21 protein-coding genes and 1 pseudogene are annotated in these 21,597 nt (G+C 64.5%); 4 read left to right on the top strand and 18 right to left on the bottom strand.

Annotation, left to right across the window (positions count from 1 at the left end; all coding sequences use genetic code 11):
* Positions 1 to 117 precede the first annotated feature (117 nt).
* Genes GCU68_RS15270 through GCU68_RS15260 form a run of 3 tightly spaced genes read right to left on the bottom strand, consistent with a single transcriptional unit; the run spans position 118 to position 3,601 of the window.
* The gene (locus GCU68_RS15270) at positions 118 to 456 is read right to left on the bottom strand and encodes a hypothetical protein (RefSeq protein ID WP_152943037.1); all 339 of its coding nucleotides are present in this window, start codon (positions 454 to 456) and stop codon (positions 118 to 120) included.
* Positions 453 to 1,817: an NrfD/PsrC family molybdoenzyme membrane anchor subunit gene (gene nrfD / locus GCU68_RS15265; protein WP_152943035.1), complete on the bottom strand. Its 1,365-nt coding sequence runs from the start codon at positions 1,815 to 1,817 to the stop codon at positions 453 to 455. The genes GCU68_RS15270 and nrfD overlap by 4 nt, the downstream gene beginning before the upstream one ends.
* Positions 1,814 to 3,601, bottom strand: coding sequence for a 4Fe-4S ferredoxin N-terminal domain-containing protein (locus GCU68_RS15260; protein WP_152943033.1), 1,788 nt, complete (start codon positions 3,599 to 3,601; stop codon positions 1,814 to 1,816). The genes nrfD and GCU68_RS15260 overlap by 4 nt, the downstream gene beginning before the upstream one ends.
* Before the next feature lie 392 nt (positions 3,602 to 3,993).
* Between GCU68_RS15260 and GCU68_RS15255 the strand changes: the two genes are divergently transcribed.
* On the top strand, positions 3,994 to 4,320 hold the full coding sequence (locus GCU68_RS15255) for a cupin domain-containing protein (RefSeq protein WP_152943031.1): 327 nt from the start codon (positions 3,994 to 3,996) through the stop codon (positions 4,318 to 4,320).
* Here the strand turns inward: GCU68_RS15255 and GCU68_RS15250 are convergent, their stop codons facing one another.
* The 4 genes from GCU68_RS15250 to GCU68_RS15240 all read right to left on the bottom strand — a co-directional run bounded on the left by GCU68_RS15250 (position 4,321) and on the right by GCU68_RS15240 (position 7,346).
* Positions 4,321 to 4,995, bottom strand: coding sequence for a helix-turn-helix domain-containing protein (locus GCU68_RS15250; protein ID WP_152943029.1), 675 nt, complete (start codon positions 4,993 to 4,995; stop codon positions 4,321 to 4,323).
* A gap of 138 nt (positions 4,996 to 5,133) precedes the next feature.
* A complete protein-coding gene (locus tag GCU68_RS15245) occupies positions 5,134 to 6,045 on the bottom strand; it encodes an alpha/beta fold hydrolase (protein WP_152943028.1) in 912 nt (303 codons plus the stop codon).
* 75 nt (positions 6,046 to 6,120) lie between these two features.
* Positions 6,121 to 6,246, bottom strand: a complete 126-nt coding sequence (locus tag GCU68_RS21980; protein WP_264373463.1) for a hypothetical protein — start codon at positions 6,244 to 6,246, stop codon at positions 6,121 to 6,123.
* A 122-nt stretch (positions 6,247 to 6,368) separates the two neighbouring features.
* Positions 6,369 to 7,346, bottom strand: coding sequence for a transcription initiation factor IIB (locus GCU68_RS15240; RefSeq protein ID WP_152943026.1), 978 nt, complete (start codon positions 7,344 to 7,346; stop codon positions 6,369 to 6,371).
* Positions 7,347 to 7,568: 222 nt separating this feature from the next.
* Here GCU68_RS15240 and gatC point away from each other — a divergent pair, with 222 nt between their 5' ends.
* Together gatC and gatA are read left to right on the top strand one after the other, a co-directional pair.
* Entirely contained in the window at positions 7,569 to 7,847 is a 279-nt protein-coding gene (gatC, locus tag GCU68_RS15235; protein WP_152943025.1) for an Asp-tRNA(Asn)/Glu-tRNA(Gln) amidotransferase subunit GatC, read from the top strand.
* Between the two features lie 2 nt (positions 7,848 to 7,849).
* Positions 7,850 to 9,118, top strand: coding sequence for an Asp-tRNA(Asn)/Glu-tRNA(Gln) amidotransferase subunit GatA (gene gatA / locus GCU68_RS15230; RefSeq protein WP_152943023.1), 1,269 nt, complete (start codon positions 7,850 to 7,852; stop codon positions 9,116 to 9,118).
* A 90-nt stretch (positions 9,119 to 9,208) separates the two neighbouring features.
* On the opposite strand, the gene GCU68_RS15225 is transcribed toward gatA, so the two are convergent.
* Positions 9,209 to 9,559, bottom strand: a complete 351-nt coding sequence (locus tag GCU68_RS15225; RefSeq protein WP_152943021.1) for a helix-turn-helix transcriptional regulator — start codon at positions 9,557 to 9,559, stop codon at positions 9,209 to 9,211.
* A 72-nt stretch (positions 9,560 to 9,631) separates the two neighbouring features.
* Positions 9,632 to 10,429 carry an NRDE family protein gene (locus tag GCU68_RS15220; RefSeq protein WP_152943743.1) on the bottom strand — a complete coding sequence of 266 codons (798 nt, stop codon included), beginning with the start codon at positions 10,427 to 10,429 and terminating at the stop codon, positions 9,632 to 9,634.
* A 319-nt stretch (positions 10,430 to 10,748) separates the two neighbouring features.
* Here GCU68_RS15220 and GCU68_RS15215 point away from each other — a divergent pair, with 319 nt between their 5' ends.
* Positions 10,749 to 12,338 carry a BCCT family transporter gene (locus GCU68_RS15215; protein ID WP_152943019.1) on the top strand — a complete coding sequence of 530 codons (1,590 nt, stop codon included), beginning with the start codon at positions 10,749 to 10,751 and terminating at the stop codon, positions 12,336 to 12,338.
* 91 nt (positions 12,339 to 12,429) lie between these two features.
* Here the strand turns inward: GCU68_RS15215 and GCU68_RS15210 are convergent, their stop codons facing one another.
* The 9 genes and pseudogenes from GCU68_RS15210 to GCU68_RS22185 all read right to left on the bottom strand — a co-directional run.
* Positions 12,430 to 14,028 (bottom strand): class I adenylate-forming enzyme family protein, encoded by a 1,599-nt coding sequence (locus GCU68_RS15210; RefSeq protein WP_152943017.1) that lies wholly within the window; start codon positions 14,026 to 14,028, stop codon positions 12,430 to 12,432.
* Positions 14,028 to 15,128: a mandelate racemase/muconate lactonizing enzyme family protein gene (locus tag GCU68_RS15205; RefSeq protein ID WP_152943015.1), complete on the bottom strand. Its 1,101-nt coding sequence runs from the start codon at positions 15,126 to 15,128 to the stop codon at positions 14,028 to 14,030. The genes GCU68_RS15210 and GCU68_RS15205 overlap by 1 nt, the downstream gene beginning before the upstream one ends.
* Complete coding sequence (locus tag GCU68_RS15200; RefSeq protein ID WP_152943012.1) at positions 15,125 to 16,066, bottom strand: 1,4-dihydroxy-2-naphthoate polyprenyltransferase; 942 nt, start codon at positions 16,064 to 16,066, stop codon at positions 15,125 to 15,127. The genes GCU68_RS15205 and GCU68_RS15200 overlap by 4 nt, the downstream gene beginning before the upstream one ends.
* A gap of 88 nt (positions 16,067 to 16,154) precedes the next feature.
* On the bottom strand, positions 16,155 to 16,802 hold the full coding sequence (locus GCU68_RS15195; protein ID WP_152943010.1) for a cohesin domain-containing protein: 648 nt from the start codon (positions 16,800 to 16,802) through the stop codon (positions 16,155 to 16,157).
* Positions 16,799 to 18,001: an iron transporter gene (locus GCU68_RS15190; protein ID WP_152943008.1), complete on the bottom strand. Its 1,203-nt coding sequence runs from the start codon at positions 17,999 to 18,001 to the stop codon at positions 16,799 to 16,801. The genes GCU68_RS15195 and GCU68_RS15190 overlap by 4 nt, the downstream gene beginning before the upstream one ends.
* Before the next feature lie 23 nt (positions 18,002 to 18,024).
* On the bottom strand, positions 18,025 to 19,287 hold the full coding sequence (locus GCU68_RS15185; protein WP_152943006.1) for a DUF7405 family protein: 1,263 nt from the start codon (positions 19,285 to 19,287) through the stop codon (positions 18,025 to 18,027).
* Between the two features lie 148 nt (positions 19,288 to 19,435).
* The gene (locus GCU68_RS15180; protein ID WP_152943004.1) at positions 19,436 to 20,440 is read right to left on the bottom strand and encodes a 1,4-dihydroxy-2-naphthoyl-CoA synthase; all 1,005 of its coding nucleotides are present in this window, start codon (positions 20,438 to 20,440) and stop codon (positions 19,436 to 19,438) included.
* A gap of 43 nt (positions 20,441 to 20,483) precedes the next feature.
* On the bottom strand, positions 20,484 to 21,248 hold the full coding sequence (locus GCU68_RS21970; protein ID WP_449411961.1) for a sensor histidine kinase: 765 nt from the start codon (positions 21,246 to 21,248) through the stop codon (positions 20,484 to 20,486).
* A gap of 24 nt (positions 21,249 to 21,272) precedes the next feature.
* Positions 21,273 to 21,419, bottom strand: a pseudogene (locus GCU68_RS22185) (hypothetical protein); the annotation flags it as partial.
* Positions 21,420 to 21,597: the final 178 nt, after the last annotated feature.

Here is a 21,597-nt window from a genome sequence, read left to right as displayed (position 1 = left end):
AACGTCGCAGACGAACTCGAGTCGGGCACACTGGCTGCATAGCTGCCGGATAGTACGCGCAAAAATGGAATCCGTCGAAAACCGGCCACCACGACCGGTCATAGGTCGCCGAGTGGCTTACAGGAAGCTGAAGATCGGCGAGTCATTCGACGGGCCGGCTGCCCCGAGCGGTTCCGGCATTCCGCCGTAGAAGACGAGACCGATGATCACGGTCAGGATGAACATCCCGATCCACATCTGCGCGGTGATACCGATGAGGTAGGAGACGCCGAGCATTCCGGTCTTCGTATCACGTGGTTCGCCGGCGAACCACGAGATGACCATGATGTAGACCGGCACCAGGATGACTGCGAAGATCAGGTAGGTCCCGATGTTGGGGAAACCAGTCAATCCTTCAGTGCCGCTGTAGCCGTGGTAGAGGACGGCATCCATAAGTGCTGGAAGTGCGGTACTCATGCTTTCACCTCCTTGGTCGTCTCGGTTTCATCTGCCTCGTGGCCGTGTCCGTGATCGCCACGAAGGTGTTCGACCGCGTGGAGTTCGACCACGGGGACGAGCTTGGAGACGACGAGGAAGATCAACACGACAAGTCCCGTCGTGCCGAGCAGCGAGAGCCACTCGATCGCACTCGGAAAGTACTCTCCGGGCGTTGCGGCGTAGATTTCGAACGTCGGGTGGAAGAAGCCCTCGACGACGAACAACATCTTCTCGATCAGGGTTGCCGTGAGCACTGCGAATGCAGCGACAATGGCTCGAGTCCTCGAAAACAACGATGGACGGACCGTCTGTGCGAAGATGAACGCGAGCGTCAGGAAGACCATGCCCATCGAGAGCTGGTACAGTGGGTGTCCGATCGTCGCCTGCCGTGCGACGCCGACGTTGACCGGGGCCTTGAACAGGCCGACGACGTTCTGCTGGAGCTGCAACCAGAGGAACAGCAGACAGAAGAATCCGAGCCACAGGAGCAGGCCACGGAAGACGTCGTCAGTCATGATGTGGTCCCAGTCGTAGGCACGGCGGAACGCGGCGGCGACGATGATGACGCCACTGATCGCGGAGGTCAGCGCGATAGTCAGGAACTGTGGTCCCTGCACGGCACTGAACCAGCCGGGCATACCGGGGAGCACCGCGAACAGCCACGGGATCACACCGCCGTGAAGCAGGAGTGGTGCCATGATGATGATCGCGAGTGCGAGCCACCAGACCATCCGCTCAACGATCTCGTCTTCGTCTTTGGTGTAGCCGAGGGTCAGGACCTTGTAGACCGGCTCGAAGTAGTCCGGCAGCTGATCACGCAGTCGCGTGATGTCATACCGGAGCGTCAGCGCGAGGTACGTCGCTGTCAGGACGAAGTACGCCGTAATGACCGTCACGTCCCACACCAGTGGCGAGTTGTTGACCGTGATGTGGTAGTGACCGAGCACGCTCGTGACCATTCGGTCCGGTCGACCCATGTGGACCAGAATATAAAATCCAGCAGCGGAAAGGCCGGCAATCGTCAGCAGTTCGGCCAGTCGGGCGACCGGCATATAACGGTCCATGTCGAGCAGGCGGACGGCTGCAGAGAGAATAATCCCCCCGTGAGCGATCCCGACCCACCAAATGAACGCACCGATGTACAGCCCCCACGTCACACCGCCACCGGATCCCCAGTCCGAGAGGCCAGTGACGGCCATCCCATTTGCCAACTGGTACATCCAGGCGACGAGGAACGCACCGAGTGCCAACGCGGCGGCACCGAACAGCATGAAGTACTTCTTCGAGACGTTGTTGACCGGTCGGAGAATGTCCGCTTCGGATGGGGTCTTGGTACTCATAGGCTCACCCCAGCGTTACCGACGGTCTTCTCGTCGAGCACGTCTTTGCGGTTGTCCGTCCCGCCGATGTCAGAGTATGCAACGGGGCCTTCGACCTGTTCGGCCTCTGGGCCGGGTTCGTTGCCGATGTAGGTGACGTTCGGGTTCGTCCCAACGTCCTCGAGCAGTTTGAACGTCGACGCTTCGCCGCCGGCGTAGGCCTCGAGCACGCTCCGGGCGCTGTCTTCGTCGGTGATCCCTTCTTCGGTCACCCACGGCTCCTCTTCGCCGTCGAGCAGCGCCAGCGACTCTTCGACTTCGGCGGGCGTGATCTCGCGCGATTCGTATCGGTCGACGACAGCCTCAATGCCTTCCTCGGCGTCCGTGATGACGGTGTCGATCGCTGCGTTGGCAGCGTCAAGGTCGTCCGAATCGACGTCGTTCTCGCTTGCATCGCCGAGCAGGACGTCGGCGAGCGTGCCGAGTTCCTCCTCTTCGAGTTCGGCGAGTGCATCGGCCTCGCCGATGATGTCGATGACGATGTCGCGGAGTTCCTCGTCCTCGAGCGTCAGCTCGCTCTCGGAGAGTTCACCCTGAATGAACAACGCAGCTTCGATTTCGTCCTGCTCGCCGTTCTCGAGGTACTCCATGTCGAGCAGTTCGACGTCGCCCTCGAGGAAGTCGTACGACTCCTGGACGTCTTCGCGGTTGGGGCTCTGGCCGTCAACCATGCGCTCTGCACGGGTCTGAACGACGTTGGTGAGATACTGCTGCGGTTTGCTCTCGGGGTCGTTCATGTCGCCGAAGTTGATCGCTTCCGGCGGGCAGGCGTCCTCACAGGCCGTCGTTCCGACCTTCTCGTCACCCATGTGACCGTCCTGTCGGGTCGGGCACATGGTACACTTGCTCATCACACCACGGGGAGCGCGACTGTCGACCCAGCGACCGCGGTGGTCGGTCATGTGGTCGCCGTCCATGCCCATGTCCTGGGCTTCCTGTTCGATCTCGTCCGTCGTAACCGACGGCTCGTCCCACTGGAAGTAGTTGACGCCGTACGGACAGGCGACCTGACAGTAGCGACAGCCGATACAGACGTCGTAGTCGGTCAAGACGAGGCCGTCTTTGTCACGGGTGTGTCGAGCCGTCGTCGGACAGACCTTCTCACAGGGCGCGTCAGTACAGTGCTGACACGGTCGGACGAGTCGGTTTCGCGACCCGGAGTTGTCCCCGTCGGGTTCCTCGTAATCGAGGACGTACATCCAGTTGACACCCTGGTCGGTGTTGTTCTCTTCCTGACAGGCAGCAACACAGGAGAGACAGCCGTCACAGCGCTCGAGGTCGATAACCATCCCGAGCTGGGTGCCGTCGTTTTCGACCTTCCCGTAGCTGGAGTGGTCGTCGGCCGCGGCGAGGTTCGCCTCCGGACCGTCGTCGGCGGTGCCCCACGCACCGAGACCGACGGCCGCTGCACCGGCACCCATTTTCTTCATCGTCTCGCGGCGGCTCTGTTCGCCGTCGCCCTCGAAGGCCTCGAGCATCCGGGTCGCAGTTCCCTTCTGCTCTTCTTGAGCCTGCTCGTAGGCGGCTTCGGTTGGGCGGTCGTCGACGCCGAATTCATCCATCACATCGTCGTGATACATTTCGTGGAATTCGGCCTCGGAGAGCTCGCCTTTCGTGACCCGCATCGCGTCCTGGGCCATCTTCATTCCCAGGTCGCTGTCGTACTCGGTGTCATCGAGCATCTCCTCGAGTTCGCCTTCCCACTCTTGACCGAGTGGGTGGAATGATTCGTCGTCCGTGCTCATTCGGTTCGAACACCTCCGGACGAGAATCCGGTCGATGCAAAGTAGTTACACGCCGACACGCAATTGAATACGGTCATGTGTGGATCCTCTACCCCGGACTCACAACTAGATCAGGTTGAAGTATAGACCCGATTTCCACCTCGTGAGAATGGATGCGAACATCATCGGTAGTATAAGTAGCTATATAATGCATTTCGCCTGCAGTAGCCGGTGTTCACTGTGTGTTACCAATGTACAGATACCGCGATCTGTGATCAACAACTATAGTAGAGTTTATTCACTTCCCGATCGGGACCCGGTTCGTCGATAGGGAGCCGCGTTGCTTCCGTCTCGTGCCAGTCGAACATATTCGCCCCAATACGAATAGTGGAACTGGCCGAACGGTCGCTCACATGACTGACATCGATCAGCCGCCGACGTCGACCGAACGACAGCAACTCGAGTCACTCGACGATACCCCCCACGCACACGTGTTCGACGGCGAACCCAAAACAGTCCGACTCAGCCTCGCCGCGGGTGAGCGAGTACCGGCACACCGACATCCCGACAGAGAAATCGTGTGTTTCGTCGTCGACGGCGTCCTCGAGTTAACGCTCGGAGATGAGAACTACGAGGTTGAAACGGGAGACGTGATCCGGTTCGATGGCGCACAGGAGATCGAGCCCACAGCACGGACCGAGACGACGGCGCTACTCGTGTTGGCACACCGTCGCGAGTAATCAGCTGTGTGCGAGCTGGTCCTCGAGCGGCTCTTCGGTATCGGGGTCGGGGAGGTCCTCGACGAACCGTTTGATGATCCCCTCTTCGGCTCGGTGGAGTGTCTCACTGCAGGTCGATTTTGCGATTCCGAGTTGCTCAGCGAGTTCCGTCAACGAGCAGCGACGAGGCGTATCGTAGTAGCCCTCTTCGACGGCGGCCACGGCGACCTCGAGTTGGCGGTCCGAGAGTAACTGACTCTCGTGGAGGTGCTCGCGGACGTGCTCGATCCGATACGAGAGACCGAATCGCTCGAACTGTTCGGCGAGTTCGGCGAGGCGGTCCCGGGAACCGGTGACTTCGATCGTCGCCTCGCCGTCGACCACTTCGACGGGGAGTTCGATCGGCATTCCGGCTTCCCGCGCGGAAAACAACAGCAGCGGGGCGGTCGTCTCGAAATGAACCGTCGCCTCGTCCTCGCTCGACTCGGCGAGCGTGAGTTCGAGGATCTGGGGGTGGTCGCGCATGTCCGCGATCACGTCGTCGATTTCGGTGCTGGAGATCCGAACGAGGGCGAATCCGGTCTCGGAGCCGGGGACGGCCGCGAGTACCCGAAAGGTCGCCGCCGGATACGCCGTCGACAGCTGTTGGATCCAGACCTGTTCGGGCATCGTGATTGTGAGTGTCGCCTGGGCCATACGAACGTGTTCAATTCGGAGATATATACTCGTGCCGTCGAATATAGTAAAGTCGGTTCCCAGCCGCTGGGAACGGTCGCCGAGTGAGAACGCGACCAGAACGTCTTCGCCGTTTATCGGCAGACTCAGAGACGTCGCTTACGCGCCCGAAAGCCATTCGAGTAGCAGTTCGGACAGTCGTTCTGGCCGTTCGTGTTGCACCCAGTGGCTCGTCTCGGGCAGCAGTTCGAGGCGGCTGGTCGGACACCGTTGGTCGCTGTCGACTGCCAACGGGGTCGTCAGTGCGGTATCCGACTCGCCCCAGACGATCATAGTCGGCACGTCGACCTGCGCTCGAGGATACGTCGGCGGGTAGCGAGCCGCTGCACGATACCAGTTGAGCATGCCGGTGAGCGCGCCGTCGACACGCCACGCCGAACCATAGCGTTCGAGATCCGTCTCGCTGAACGTTCCCGGAGCAGCGGTCGCTCGAAGCGCTCGCTCGAGCAGGCGAAAGTCGCTGACACGGACGGCGAGCTCGGGCAGCCACGGAAGCTGGAACCAGAACACGTACCAGCTTCGGCGCAACTGCTCGGGGTTCGAGCGGAGGTGCTGGCGAAAGACGCTCGGCTGGGGTGCGTTGACGATGCCGAGTCGATCAACCGTGGACGGCTCTCGGAGTGCGAGGTCCCAGGCGACCATCCCGCCCCAGTCGTGGCCGACGACGTGTGCCCGCTCGCGACCCGCCCCCGAGATGAGCGCGGCGACGTCCCGAGAACACTCTCGAACTCGATACGCGCCCACTCCCGTCGGCTTCTCGCTCAGGTTGTAGCCGCGCTGGTCGGGGACGATAACGCGATAGCCGGCGTCGACGAGCGGCTCGAGTTGGCGGTGCCAGCCGTACCAGTACTCGGGGAAGCCGTGGAGCAAGACGACCAGCGGCCCGTCATCGTCGCCGGCTTCGACGACGTGCAGTTCCACTCCGTTAACGTGTCGCACCGTCGATTCCGCATCGACCGTCGAGCAACTCGCCGCATCCGTCCCGACGTGCTCGGCCGACGTCATAACCATACTCCGTGTGCCAACGGGGAGCGTGATATACTGTCGGTCCACAGCCGAGTAGCGTTCCTCGCTCGAGACGTGACCTCAGGTCCAGACGCGCAGGCACTCACTCGAGCAGAAGTGCAGATCGATCTGCTTGCCGGGCTCGTTCGAGACGTGAGTCGTGAGCGTGTACGCGACCTCCTCTGACGCACAGTTATCACAGGGCATACGAGAGCAGTCCTGAGCGAGGATATTCAGTATGGTGTGACTGTCACGACTGCGTGACCGATAGCCACCGAATAACTCGAGTCAACATATCCTTACCGCGAGAAAATCCTTCCTCCGAACCGTCAGGCCAGCCCGCTGTCTTCGGCCTCGAGCAACTCGTGATAGCGGTTTCGGATCGTCACTTCCGAGATGCTGGCGACGTCGCTGACATCGTTCTGGGTGACTTTTTCGTTCGTCAACAGTGCGGCGGCGTAGACGGCGGCGGCGGCGAGGCCGACCGGCGACTTGCCGCTGTGGATACCCTGTTCTTTCGCGGACGACAGGAGGCTGCGAGCGCGGCGTTCGGTCTCGTCGGAGAGATCGAGTTCGCTGGCAAAGCGCGGGACGTAGTTTTCGGGATCGGCCGGCTGGACCTCGAGGCCGAGTTCCCGGATCACGTAGCGGTAGGTGCGGGCGATCTCGTCTTTCTCGACGCGGGAGACGGCCGCGATTTCGTCGAGGCTCCGTGGCGTGCCAGCCTGGCGGGCGGCAGCGTACAGCGCGGACGTCGCAACGCCTTCGATCGAACGACCCGGCAGCAGGTCCTCCTCTAAGGCGCGGCGATAGATGACACTCGCCGTCTCACGGACGTTCTTGGGGAGCCCGAGCGCCGACGCCATGCGGTCGATCTCGCCCAGTGCCTGTTTGAGGTTGCGCTCTTTCGAGTCGCGGGTGCGAAAGCGCTCGTTCCACGTACGGAGGCGCTGCATCTTCTTTCGCTGGCGACTCGAGAGGGATTTCCCGTAGGCGTCTTTGTTCTGCCAGCCGATGTTCGTCGAGAGCCCCTGATCGTGCATCATATTCGTCGTGGGGGCGCCGACGCGGGATTTCTCGTCTTTCTCGCTGGCGTCGAACGCCCGCCACTCGGGGCCGCGGTCGATCTCGCCTTCGTCGACGACGAGTCCACAGTCGTCACAGACGGTTTCGGCGTGTTCTGCATCGGAGACGAGGCGGCCGCCACACTCCGGACACTGTTCTCGTTCGGTCGCTCGCTCGCTCGACTCGGTCGATTCGCGCTGACTGCGCTCGCCGCTCCGCGTTCGGATCGTGGTATCAGTCATCGTGGTAGGTCACAACGATCGCTGGAAAACGCTCTATCGTGGACTGTACCCTAGTCTCGTCTTCACTTAAATTCTTCGATAGTATCGCGAGATGAACGCGGAGCTTCGGGGGTGTCGATTTCGGCCAGCCGTTGACCGTTCGGTTCGACACAGCGCGACAGACGGGTGCGACTGGATCGATGTATCGAAACCCTTACTCCCTACTGGCAAGTGCGAGCAAGCATGAGCGACGACGCCGTCAGTCCCGAGGAGGTCCGCCACGTCGCGGAACTGGCTCGCGTCGGCCTCGACGACGACGAGGTCGACCAGTTCACGCGACAGTTCGCGGACATCCTCGAGTATTTCGAGACGTTAGACGAGGTACCCGAAGTCGACCGAGAGGCCGACCTGACGAACGTGATGCGACCCGACGAGGTCCGCGACTCGCTCGAGCGCGAGTCGGCCCTCGAGAACGCCTCCGAAACCGAAGACGGCTTTTTCAAAGGCCCGAACGTCTCCTGATCATGTCGGACGAGATCTTCATCACCGAGGAGACGATCGAGGGCGACGATGACGGGCCGCTGGCGGGCACGACCGTCGCCGTCAAGGACAACATCTCGACCGAAGGCGTTCGGACGACCTGTGGTTCGCGGATGCTCGAGGAGTACGTCCCGCCGTACGACGCGACGGTCGTCTCCCGGCTCAAAGACGCCGGCGCGACCATCGTCGGGAAGGCGAACATGGACGAGTTCGGAATGGGAACGACGACCGAAACGTCCTACTTTGGGTCGACGGACAACCCGGCCGCGCCGGGCCACGTTCCCGGCGGCTCGTCGGGTGGCTCGGCCGCTGCCGTCGCCGCGGGCGAAGCCGACGTCGCACTCGGCTCCGACACGGGCGGTTCGATCCGTTGTCCCGCCGCATTCTGCGGCGTCGTCGGCATCAAGCCCACCTACGGGCTGGTCTCGCGCTACGGGCTCGTCGCCTACGGCAACAGCTTAGAACAGATCGGTCCCTTCGGTAACACCGTCGAAGACGCTGCCCAGTTGCTCGACGTCATCGCTGGGAGTGACGACCGAGACGCGACAACGCACACCGAGGGCGACGACTCGAGCTACGCCGACGCCGCTACCGGCGACGTCGACGGACTCAAGATCGGCGTCCCCACGGAACTGCTCGAGGGCGCCGACGAGGGCGTCGTCGAGACGTTCTGGGACGCCATCGCCGACCTCGAGGCACAGGGCGCGGAGTACCAGGAAGTCTCGCTGCCCTCAGTCGAACACGCCGTCGAAGCCTACTACGTGATCGCGATGTCGGAAGCCTCGTCGAACCTCGCGCGGTTCGACGGCGTGCGCTACGGCCACGACGCTGAGGCTGACGGCAACTGGAACGACGCCTTCGCCCAGACGCGCGAGGAAGGGTTCGGCGACGAGGTCAAACGCCGCATCTTACTCGGCACCTACGCGCTCTCGGCCGGCTACCACGACAAGTACTACAAGAAGGCCCAGGACGCTCGCGCGTGGGTCAAACAGGACTTCGATGAGGCGCTGTCGGACGTCGACGTGCTCGCGTCGCCGACGATGCCGGTCCCGCCGTTCGAACTCGGCGAGAGTCTCGACGATCCGCTCAAAATGTACCTCGCCGACGCGAACACCGTTCCCGTCAACCTCGCCGATCTGCCGGCGATCTCGGTACCCGCCGGCGAGACCGACGGCCTTCCCGTCGGTCTCCAACTCGTTGGCCCGGCCTTCGGCGAAGAACGCCTGATTCGCGCCGCAAGCGCGCTCGAGTAACGCACGCGACCCACGGCTGAACCGCTGCGCTGGTTCCGTTCTCGAGGCACTCGCCGAGAAAGTGTGAAACACGCCGCGGCGTCGATCGAATTACTGTTCGTACGCGAGGTTCATGATCCACTGCGAGAAGGCGTCGCTGTTGGGATCGACCTCTTCTTCGCCGATAAACGGCGAGAGCATGTCGCCGGCCATCAGCAGGGTGAAATCGAGGTCACGTGCGGTCGGCGTGATGTAGTAAGTGTTGTGGCCGTCGTACACTGTCTCCTCTCGGTCGACCAGTTCCTTCTCGACGAGCGACTCGACGATCCGGCTGCCCTTTCGCGAGGAGACGTCCAGTTCCTTCCAGAAATCGCTCTGATGAATGCCGCCGGTCTGGCGAACGAGTTCGAGTCCGGCCCGTTCGTCCTCGGAGAGTTCGGCTTCGGCCGCAGAAACGCTCACGGTGACCACCTCTCCGTACTCGTCGCTACAGGCAGGAGTGCGTCCATGTGCATATGAGATGGGGCGAGGCGCTTAAATGTGCCCTTCGACGTCGCCGTCTGTGTCGGCCCCGGACGAAACGACGTCCGCGGGCGACTCGAGCGAGACAGGCTCGTACGCCGTCTCACAGGGTGGCCCCGGTGCGAACGAATACCGTGTCGTCTCGGGTCCGATGGCGATCAGCGACGACGATTTCGTGCCGAAGCCGTCGCGGTGGAGACAGACGCCGTACTCGTGATCACCGAGGACGTCGCCGGCGCGTTCGAGCCACTGTGAGACCGACTCGTCGGCCTCGACGGCAAGCGCCTCGCGGACCGCGAGCGCGTTGTCGGCCTGCTGGCGGGCCACGTCGGGGCGAGCCGACGGCACGTCGACGAGCTCATTGACGGCAGCGTTGACGACGACGTGAACGCCGGGCTCGAACTCGAGACGCGAGAGGTCGCCGTTCCACTGGTAGCAGTACGCCGCCGACGCGTCGGCGATGACGAGGTTGAACGCGTCGTACTCGTCCGTCTCGGTCGCCGCCTCGAGCGTCGCGGCCGCGTCCGCGGCGGAGTCGGCGGCGAGCACGTCGGCGACGAGCAGCCCGCGCGATCGCTCGGCAGCGAGGTCGGCGTCGGTCCACTTGTTCGTAATGCCGACGAAGACGCCGTGTTCGTTGTAGCCGATCCACGTGCCGCCGGCTTCGGCGTCCGTGGGCGCGACGGTCAGTGGCTCCTCGCGGTAGACGCCGGGCGGAAGCGACTCGCGCTCGAGCGACTCGTCACGGTTGGCGGCGACCGCCACTGGCGCGTCGTCGAAGACCTGCCAGGCAAGCGTGAGCGTACACACACGTCCGGGTAGGAACGCCAGCGGCTTAACTTCGTGTCCGGCGGCAATCCGTTTCGGGCCACGGATTCGGTTGTCACGCGCGTCGGTCGGGTTTGTCCAGCGCTCACCGGGACTCGAGCGACGTGCCTTCGAGTGGGGCATCGCGGACCGCACTTTCAGGTATGGTACCATCACTGTCTCGGGGCTCGAGACAAAGGGTACTTGAGTGCTTAGTGGTGGCTTCCGAGACACATCTGATGGTGGCTCACAAAATCGTGAGTAGCAACGGCGCGCGGTCGAACGACTGTGGTCGAGACGATATTTTCGGTCGGATCGAACAATGAACAGTGCGAAACTCTTCGGACTCGAGGCAGCCTCACGGGCGGAGCGAGTTCTCTTCGTCGTGACGATGGGCGTGATGCTCGCACTCGGCGGGTTCGGATTGGTCCGCCCGTCGCTGCTGAGTAGTGCGCTCACCGGTGCAAAAGGGTGGATACTCACCTACTTCGGCTGGTGGTTTATTCTCCTCGGGTTCGTCCTGCTCGTCGCCGTGGTCGCCTTTACCGTCTCGAAATACGGCCGACTCCGTATCGGCGGGCCCGATGCCGAACCGGAGTTCGACCTGTTCTCGTGGCTGGCGATGGTGTTTACCGTCGGGTTCGGCGCATCGGTGCTTATCTGGGGCGTCGCGGAACCGATCTCGATCGTCCAGCACCCGCCGCCGGAGCCGGCTCCCGTGCAGGGTGCGTCCATCGAATCGATGGCGCTGGCGTTCATGTTCATCCACGAGGTGTTTCCGGGGCTGGCGATGTGGTATCTCCCCGTCGCGATCGCCTTCGGGATCGTGGTTTATACGGACGGCGTCGGCGACTACAAGATCAGTTCGCTGCTCACCGGCGTCGTCGACGAGGATCGGATCCCCGGCCTCTACTGGCTGGTCGATCTGGCGGCACTCATCGCGACGATCGGTGGTATTTCGACGACGCTCGGCTTCAGTGCACAGACGATGTCGGCGATCCTCGGCCGGGTGTTCGGGCTCGATGCGACGGTCTTGACCTACGTCGTGTTCGCACTCATCGGTGTCGTCTTCCTCGGCGACGTCTGGCTCGGGCTGCGGAAGGGCATCCGAAACGCGGCCCGCGCGACGGTGGTCCTCATCGGCATCGCAATGGGCGTGCTCGTGGTCGTCGGCCCGACCCTCTATATGCTCGAGTTGAGTCTGGACGCGACGGGCGTCTGGCTCAGCAATATGTTCCGCCTGACGCTGTATACGGCCCCGGGAACCGGCAGTAACTGGGCAGCCAACTGGACCGGCTTCTGGTGGGCCTGGTGGGCCGCCTGGAGCATCTTCGTCGGGAGCTTCGTCGCCCGCGTCTCGAAAGGGCGGACCATCCGGGAGATGTTCGCCGTGCTCGTCGTGGTCCCGACGGTCTTCACCTGGATCCAACACGGCCTCATCGGCGGCTGGGTGCTCGCACCGGGCTATCAGGGACCGGTCGCCGAGGCGATGGCCGCAGCGGGCAACCCCGCGGCGATCGCGAGGGCGCTCCAGATTACGCCGTTCGGGACGGCGCTTGCAGTGCTGTTCGTCTTCATCATCGCCGGTTACATCATCACGTCGCTCGACTCGGCGGTCTTTATGATCTCCGCGATCACGCTGGGCGACGAGAATCCGAACCCGCGAAATCGCGCGTGGTGGGGCGGGCTGCTGGCGGTGTTCGGAATGATGTCGCTCCGACTCGAGGAGTTCAGCGCCATCGAGTCGCTCTCGGTAACGATGGCGCTCCCGTTCTCGCTGTTCCTGTTGCTCGTCCTGTACGGCAGTTACGTCGTCGCTCGAGACTCCGTCACCGACGACGAGCGACCTCAGTCGGACTCACGGACGCCCCGTCCGCAGCCAGCGTCCCGGAGCGCAGTCGACGACGACTAACCGACCTCGTCGGCGCAGGCGATCCTGCCCCTAAACTACTTTCGTGGAACACTCATCGCCGCGGCAGTCGGTACAGCTGACGGCGACGGAACTACGCCGCCCCGCTCACGTCGACTCCGTCCTCGAGCAGTCGGTCCCGAACCGCATCGCGGTCGACGGTTCCCGAGGCCGTCCGGGGAAGCGAATCGGCAACCCCGATCGTCTTCGGCCGCTTGAACCCGGCGAGATGGGGCGTGCAGTGAGCGAGGAGGGAATGGGGTTCGAGCGCGCCGTCGCCGTCTGAGCCCAGTTCCGCGTCCGGAACGACGAGCGCCGCGACCCGCTCACCCCACTCGTCGTCTGCCAGGCCGACGACGGCAGCGTCCTCGACGTGGTGATGAGCCCGGAGCACCGCGATCACCTCGCCGGGATCGACGTTCTCGCCGCCCGTGACGATCCGGTCGCTCCGACGGTTGAGCACCCACAGCCGGCCGTCCTCGTCCTGATAGCCGACGTCGCCCGTGTAGAGGCCGTGCTCGCCGAATGCGGTGTCCGTGTGCTCGTCTTCGAGATAGCCCGGCGTCACCGTCGGCCCGGAGACGACCAGTTCGCCCGTTTCGCCGGCCGGGACCGGCTCGCCCGCGTCGTCGACGACCGTCACGTCGGTGAACACCAGCGGCTGGCCGACCGTCCCCTCGTGACTCGCTGCCTCCGCGGGTGTCGCCGTCGCGATCTGTGAGGCCGTTTCGGTCATCCCGTAGGTCGGGTACGCCGGCACGCTGGCCGTCCGGCAGCGCTCGAGCAGTTCGCTCGAGGCCGGCGCGCCGCCCAAAAGGACGAATCGCAACGATTCGGTGGACACCCAGCCCGCATCGAGCAGCCGTTTGCACATCGTCGGCACTAGGGAGACGCCCGTGATTTCGTACTCGTCGAGGACGCGAGCGGTCTCGTGGCGGTCGAACGAGCGCTGGACGACGACCGGCGTGCCGTACAGCGTCGACCGCAGGACGGGGGCCAGCCCACCCATGTGGTACATCGGGAGACAGCACAGCCAGCGGTCGTCGGGATCGACACCTAGCCGGAACGCCGACGCGGTCGCGCTCGCGACGAGATTACCGACGGTCAGCCGGACGGCTTTGGGCTCGCCAGAGGTGCCCGACGTGAACATGATCACCAACGGATCGTCGCGCTCGAGCGAGACTGGTTCGACCAACGGCGTGGCGTCCGGCTCGCCAGCGTCCACACTTGCACGCAGTCGTCGCGTCCGTCCGTTGGCTGGCTCGTCGACGGTCAAGACGGCAGGTGACTCGGTCGCTGCGTCGGATTCGAATGCGTCGACAACCTCGAGCGCCATCGATTCGGTGTCGCGCTCGCAGACGACGGCGTTGGGAGCCGTGCGCTCGGCTTTCCCGGCGAGTTCGGCGACCGTTTCGCGGACGTTTAACGGGACGACCGTCAACCCCGCCCGCATCGCCGCGAAGAAGACGGTGACGAACGTGGGTCTGGTGTCCATGAGGACGCCGAGTCGTGGCTGGTCCCGGCCCGTCTCGAACTCCTCGAGCGACGCGGCGACCCGATCGACCCGACGATCCAGCTCCCGGTAGGTCCACGTCGCCCCCGTCTCCTCGTCGAGCAGCGCCGTTCGCTGGGGCGTCACGGCCACCCGATGGGAGAGCAGATCGCGGGTCGGCCAGTCGACGGGGTGGCCCATCACTCGGCCCACACCCCCTCGACGCCGAGGCCCTTCGCCTGTGGGACGACCGCCGACCCTTTTTCGAGCAGGACGGGATCGCGGCCTAGATCGTCGGCGAGCAACGAGGCCGTGGCCAGCCCACAGGCCGGCACGTTCGGGATCGATGCGGCGAGGTGCACCGCACCCGTTCTGGCGACGACGCCGTCGATCGTCGTCGTCACGATCGGTGTGATCTCGAGTTCCTGTACCCACGCGGCGATCTGACGAGCGATATCGATCCCGCCGAGCGCCATGGGTTTGAGGACGAGCACGTCGGCCGCGCCCGCCTCACAGATCGCATCGACGCCGTGCTCGAGCAGCCCTTCGTCGATGGCAATCGCGACTCCCTCGCCGGGTTCGAACTCCCGAAGTGCGGCGTGGCCCTCGAGTGCGCCTGCCGGCAGGGGTTGCTCGAGGATCGAGACGTCGAGGTCGGCAAACGCCGCAAGCGACGTCGTCGCCTCGTCGTAGGTCCAGGCCTCGTTCGCGTCGACTCGCAGTTCGACGTCGGGGCCGACGGCCGCGCGAGTCCGCCGGAGCCGTTCGATGTCCGTCTCGACATCTCGGGCGCCGACCTTTATTTTACAGCAATCGAAACCGCGGTCGACAGCCTCGCCGGCTGCTCGAGCGGTCTCCTCGGGAGTGCCGTCGCCAATCGTCGCATTGACTGGCACCCGTCCGACCATCGGGCCCTGTCCGACGTACCGATACAGCGGCGTCGCGACCCGACGCGCCCGTAGATCCGCGAGCGCGAGCGTGATCGCGTGTCTGGCCGCGACCTGTTTTTCGACGGCCTCGAGCGCCGCAGTCGGCCCGTCGCGGATCGCGTCGCTCGCGCGCTCGAGCGCGGCCTCGCAGTCGGCGCGCGACTCCGTCCAGCCCGCAAGCGGCGTCGCTTCGCCGTAGCCGACGGCCTGCCCGTCTACGTCAGGTGCCGTGCCCACGATTCGGATCAGAAACCCATCGCGTGAGTCGATCGTTCCGGCGGCCGTCTCGAGCGGAGACGCAAGCGGGAGCGAAAACGGCCGGTACACGAGGGCCAACTCGAGTTCCTGATCGGCATCCGCGCGGTCGGTCACAGCACCACCCCCGCGGCGAACAGCACCGAGTAGATCGCCAGCAACTTCCCGGTGCCCTCCAGCGCCGGGTTCAGCGCCTCGCCGTCGGTGCGGGTCAGGATCGTCTGGGCGACGACGGCGGCGTAGGGCAGCGACACGAGCGGGAGCAAGACCGTCGGGCCGAAGCCGGCGGCGAGCCAGAACCACAGCGGCGTGACGTAGGCGAGCGCGAGGAGGGCGACGTACTCCGCGCGACTCCACTTGTAACCGAGTCGGACCGCGAGGGTTCGCTTTCCGGCCTCGACGTCGGTTTCCCGGTCGCGGATATTGTTGACGACGATGATCGCCGTCGAGATGCCGGCCACCGGGAGGCTGGCGACGAACGCTTCGAGCGTGACCGTGTTCGCGGGGATCGTCGTCGTCAGCGGGTCAGCGACGGTCGCCGCGGCCTGGACGTAGAACGTCCCCATTACGGCGACGATGCCGAAGAAGACGAAAACGAACAGATCGCCGAGTCCGTGATAGCCGAGCGGGTAGGGACCGCCGGTGTAGGCCCACCCACAGAAGACGCTCACCAAGCCGATAACGAGGATCGGTAGCCCGCCGATGTAGACGAGGTACGTCCCCGAGAGAATCGCCAGCGCGAACGTCACGATCGTCGCCAGTTTCACCTGTTCGGGCGGGATGATCCCCGCCTGTGTGACTCGAGTGAACCCCTCTCGATCCTCGGTGTCTGCGCCCTTGATCGCGTCGTAGTAGTCGTTCGCGAAGTTGGTCCCGATCTGGATCAGCGTCGCACCGATAAACGCCATCACCGCCGGCAGCGGGGCGAAGACGTCCGCGTGGATCGCAAGTCCCGTACCGACGATCACCGGGGCTGCGGCCGCGGGCAGGGTCTGGGGCCGTGCAGCCAGCAACCATGCCTTCGTCCGTGAGATGTCGATCTCGGCCGTACTCATTACTCGAGTATCCGACTCGCGGACGTGTCAACGTTGGCATTGCGGTCGGCTGACGCGTCGCCGACAGCAACCGCCGAAACGGGGGTCGTCAGTCCCAGCGACGGACGGCGACCAGCAGCACCGCGCCGACTGCGAACAGCGCTGCCGGGAGCGTAAACCCGGAGACGGGATCGTCCCCACCGTCAGTGCCGTCGATCGTAATCGTCGCCCCCCGCTCGACCGACGCCTGCGGGTAGTCGCTGACGAGCATCGCCGTCGCGTCTGTGATTTCGACCGTCTCGGTCGTCGATGGGGCGTCCTCGGCGACCTCGAGCGTGATCGTCGCGGCCGTCTCGGTCGCTTTCGCGCCGTTGCCCGACGGCGTTCGCGCTTGCTCGATCGTGACCGTGCTGGCCGCGTCGTCGATTTCGGCCGTGCCGTCGACCTCGGCGTCGGAATCGCCCGCGGCCAGCATCGGCCCGTGCTCGACGTCGGTCACGGTGAACACGTCGGAATCGTACGCGAGTGTCAGCGAGAGTTCGTCGATGCCGTCACCGACGTAATCGCCGTGGCTGCTCGCGACGAGCTCGAAGGTGACGGTTTCGCCGGCATCGGCGTCGACCTTGCTCGGTTCGAAGTACAACGTCGTCGCGTTGTCAGCTCCGTCGACCACGGGGGCAACCGCGCCGAGTGTGCACGCACAGATCACCACCGCGACGAGGACGGCCGAGAGCCGGCCCCGCCTCGCACCCATCATCGGTCCGGACCCTCCGGAACGGCGAGGTCGATTGGCGGCATCTCGAGAAACGCCGTCTCGTACCCACGGTGGCGAGCGACCTGCGGCGGCGACTCGATCTCTATCGTGACCGCATCACCCGGTCGGATATCCGCGAACGACGCGCCGTAGTGGTGGTCGTACTCGCCGTCGATCGTCTCCTCGAGGGCGATTCCGTTCGCGCCGTCGACCGGCTCGCCGTCGCGTTCGACCGTCGCGCGAATAGCCATCGCCGCGAGCGGCACGCGGTTGTACGGCGTCCGCGGCGAGACCAGCAGGTACCGGTCGTCGCCGGCAGCGAGTCGGGAACCGGACTCGAGCAGCGTCACGAGAATCGCCGCATCGCCGCTCCGAGGGAGGTCAGTGTCGGACCCGTCGGTCGCCTCGAGTCGAGTTCCGGGGTACTCCTCGGCGGGCGGGAGCGCGGAGTACGGAACGCCTCCGTGGCCCATTGGCTTGAGCGCGCCCGGCTCACCCCACACCGATTCGTCGAAATATTCGACGCCGCCGACGACCTGGTCGCGAAACGCCTGATCGTACGTGAACTTGAACGTCGCCGTCTCGCGGTCGGTGAATCGGCCCTCGAGGCTGCCGGTCGTTCGCGTCGGGACCGGCGGGATCTCGATCTCGACTGTGTAGGTGCCGTCGTCCGCGAGCGGGACGTTGTCGCCGAAATGAAAGCCCATCTCCTGCGAGAGCATCGGCCACGGCGACCGTGGCGCGCCGACCCGCTCGCCGTCCCGAAAGACCGTGATCGTGGCGCTGGAATCGACGGGGAGGACGATCCCCCTTTCTGCATCCCAGAGGGTCACCATCAGGTGGACGCCCCGTCCCTGTTCGGGGTCGACGCGCTCGATCTCGTCCTCGCCGTCGCCGCCGGTGACGAGCCAGAACGGATGCGGGTACGACAGCATCGGCGCGAGGGTGTACTCGCCGGCCGTAATCGGCTCGAGCACCCGCATCGATTCGCGGTGGGTCGGGCGATAGACCGCCGCCGGCCGGTCGTCGATCTCCGGGAATCGCGGCATCGCGTCGCCAGCGGATTCGCTTGAGTCGTTGGCACTGCCGTCGCCGACTTCGTCGTCGGCGCCGGGTTCCAGACAGCCCGCCAGCGCGATGGCTCCGGTTGCCGCGCCTACCCGCCGGACAAACGTTCGTCGATCGAGATCGGGGTCGTACATGGGTCTGGTCGTGGGCTGGAAGCCTACTGCGGGTTCGCCCGCGGCAACGCCCGCAGCGACCGCGGCGGGAGCAAGTAGTTCCCGCGCCGGGTGACGAAGATGTAGCTGAGAATGCCGTTGTTCGCGGGCATGACGTCGAGATCCGCACCCGTCATCGCCTCGCGAGTGCGGACGAAGTCGTCGATGCTGCGCTGGAGCGCGAGAAAGTGGACGCCGGGTGCGTCGCCGTCGACGGTGTTGAAATCCCGGCGCAGCAGTGGTGGGCCGTCGTCGTCTCTCGCTCGAGCGGCCTTCTGGGCGTGACCGACGACGCCGCGAGTGCGGGCGTCTGCCGCGGTCGCGTCGATCCGCTCGTCAGTCAACCCGTTCGACGCCGATAGGTTCTCCCCGACCTCGCCGACGCGGTCATCGTCGGCGTGTGCCGGGCTGAACAGCTTCCGGACACGCATGGACTGGCTGTCCTGTTCGAACCACGTTCGCAGCTGAAGGTCCAGCGACTCGATGTGTTGGGTCGTTGCACCTGCAAACGGGCCGTCCTCGATCGTCACCCGGTCTTCGGTCGCCTGACTGTCCGCGAATCCCGAGCGAAAGCCCATGAAAAAGGGCGCGTCCTCGGGAATCGAGTCGGGGACGCCCGAAAGGTCGGTGTGTTCGGCGGGAAGCCCCGCGCCGACGAACCCCGTTCGGCGCTGGTCCTCGAGGCGATCGAACACGCCAGACAGGTCGGTTTCGATCTCGATGCCGTTGAGTTCGTCGTGGTCGCCGAACAGCCCCTCCTCGGCCTCGAGGACGACCTGTGAGTGATCGCTCGCGAGATGGAGAACGGCGTCGAACTCGTCGAACGCCGGGTCCTCGCCGGCGGCCAGCGGTTCGGGGTTGGGGAGCGCGACCGACTCGGGCAACGGCTCGTCGAACCGATCGAAGTACGCCGGCGTGTAGCCGATGGTGAAGACCAGCCCGTCGTTGCTCCACTCGTAGGCGCGCTCGAGCGTTCGCAGCGCGTCCTCGAGTTGTGCTCGCCGTTCGTCGGTCGGCTCGCCGACCAGTGATAACGGCACCAGCACGTGATGTTCGGGCGGTTTGACGTTGCCATCGTCGTCTCGAGTGAGCGTGTCGTTCCAGGCGTGCTGTCGCTCCGGGAGCGAGTCCGGGTCGTCAGTTCCGGCAGGAACGTCGATCTCGTCGCTCTCGGAGACGCAGGCGCTGAGTGCAGTTGCGCCGCCGATGGCGACCAGCGTTCGGAGGTAGTCCCGACGGGACAGTGCGGACCGATCGGGGAGTGTCACTGCCGGCATTTTCGTCCCGAATCGTCCAAAGCGTTATCCTTCGCGTCGATGCCGACACGACAGAAACCGAACGTGTGCGGCCGTTCGCGGTCGCTACAGCCGAGTCATGAAAACGAACCTGTGGAGGTTGACTCTCGAGCAGCGTCCGTCAGTAGTGCCACGGGAACTCGTCGAACTCGGGGTCGCGCCCCTCGACGAACGCGTCGCGTCCCTCCTTGGCCTCGTCGGTCATGTACCCGAGCCGGGTCGCCTCGCCGGCGAAGACCTGCTGGCCAACCAGCCCGTCGTCGGTCATATTGAACGCGTACTTGAGCATCCGCATCGCCGTCGGGCTCTTCGCGTTGATTCGGTCGCCCCACTCGAGGGCCGTCTCTTCTAACTCCTCGTGGGGAACGACTTCGTTGACCATCCCCATCTCCGCCGCCTCGTCGGCCGAGTACGTCTTTCCGAGGAAGAACACCTCTCGAGCCTTCTTCTGGCCGATCTGCTTGGCGAGGTAGGCCGAACCGAAGCCGGCGTCGTAGCTCGCGACGTCGGGGTCGGTCTGGAGGAACTTCGCGTGCTCTTCGCTCGCGAGCGTGAGATCACAGACGACGTGCAGCGAGTGGCCACCGCCGACGGCCCAGCCCGGCACGACGCAGACGACGACTTTCGGGATGTGGCGAATGAGGCGCTGGACCTCGAGGATGTGCAGTCGACCCTGCTCGGAGGCACGCGCTCGCGGGCCCTGCCCGCTCGCGTCTTCCGAGGCGTCCTCAGAAGTGCAATGCACTTCTGATGGGCTGCGAGAATCGCCTTGCGATTCTCGAACGCTTTGCGCCTCGCTCTCCTCGTCCCCTTCGTACTGATAGCCGTCCTCGCCGCGGACCGTCTGATCGCCGCCGGAACAGAACGCCCAGCCGCCGTCTTTTGAGGAGGGGCCGTTGCCGGTCAGCAGGATACAGCCCACGTCAGTCTGGCGTTTAGCGTGGTCCAAGGCGTCGTACAGTTCGTCGACCGTCCCCGGCCGGAACGCGTTGCGAACGTCGGGTCGGTCGAACGCGATCCGAACCGTGCCCGAGTCGACCGCGCGGTGGTACGTAATATCGGTGAACTCGTCGTTCAGTTCTGCGACCGGTTCCCACAGTGTGTCGTCGAAGAGTTCCGAAACCATCGGTTCGCAGTTGGACCGCGGCGGCTGAAATAGGTTCGCGTCGTCACCGATCACGACGCGACCGGGAGCCGAACGGCGAAGACGCTGCCCGTGGGTTCGCCCTCGGCAGCCTCTCGGTCGTCCGCGGGCCAGTGTTCAGCTCTGTCCTCGACCCAGACCTCGCCGTCGTATCGGTCGACGAGCGTCCGAACCAGATACAGCCCCAGCCCGGTGCCGTCGCTCTCGAGGCCCTTCTCCCCCTCCTCGAAGATCGTCGCCTTGCGCTCGTCGGGATTCCCGATCCGTTGTCCACGATCCGAACGACGACGTCGTCACCCTCGATGCCCGCGGATACCGTCACCTCCGGAATCGCCGCATCGTTGTGCTCGATCGCGTTCGTCAGCAGGTTTCGGAACACCGACTCGAGCATGTCGTCGCCGACGACGTCGACGCTCGGAATCGTGCCCTCGGTCGTCACGACCGCGTGCTCGTACGTCGATCGGACCTCGTCGAGTTCGTGCTCGAGCGTGTATCGAAGCCGCATCTGCGTCGGCTCGGCATCGGCCTGTAACAGTACCTCAGCGACGTCTCTGGCCGTTTCAGTGATCGACACGGCATCGCGTGCGCTCGCGAGTACCTGCTCGACGTACTCGCGGCCCGCCTCGTCGACGACGTCCTCGAGGGTCTCCGCGTAGGCCAACACCAACTGGAGGTCGTTTCGGATGTCGTGGCGAACGACCTGGTTGAGCACTTCGAGATTGTCGCGCTGGGTCTCGAGTTGGCGTTCGTATGCTTTGAGTTCGGTCACGTCGCGAGCGTACCCCAGCACGACTAGTTCTCCGGTTCCGGCGATTTCGTACGGGAGTTTGGTCGTCTGGAAGATCCGCGTCTCGCCGTCAGCAGTCGTGAGCGCTTCCTCGGGGATGAACAGGGATTCGCCCGACTTGATGACCTCGAGGTCGTCCTCGTGGAAGCGACGGGCCTGCTCGTCGTCGGGGAGGAGTTCGACGTCCGTCTTCCCCTCGACAGCCGACCGCGGGCGGTCGTAGTAGGTTTCAGAGACTGTCTTGGCTCACGACTCGAGCAGCATTTTGTATAGCAGTAAGTGATTCATATGGCGGCCAGCTACCACTAACTGACGGTCGATCACGCCAAACTACATATCAATTCGATACGGC

It is taken from the genome of Natronorubrum aibiense (genome assembly GCF_009392895.1).
In the GTDB taxonomy this organism is placed as follows: domain Archaea; phylum Halobacteriota; class Halobacteria; order Halobacteriales; family Natrialbaceae; genus Natronorubrum; species Natronorubrum aibiense.
Note: the sequence above shows the minus strand (reverse complement) of the source record. Positions and strands in the feature narration are given on the sequence as shown.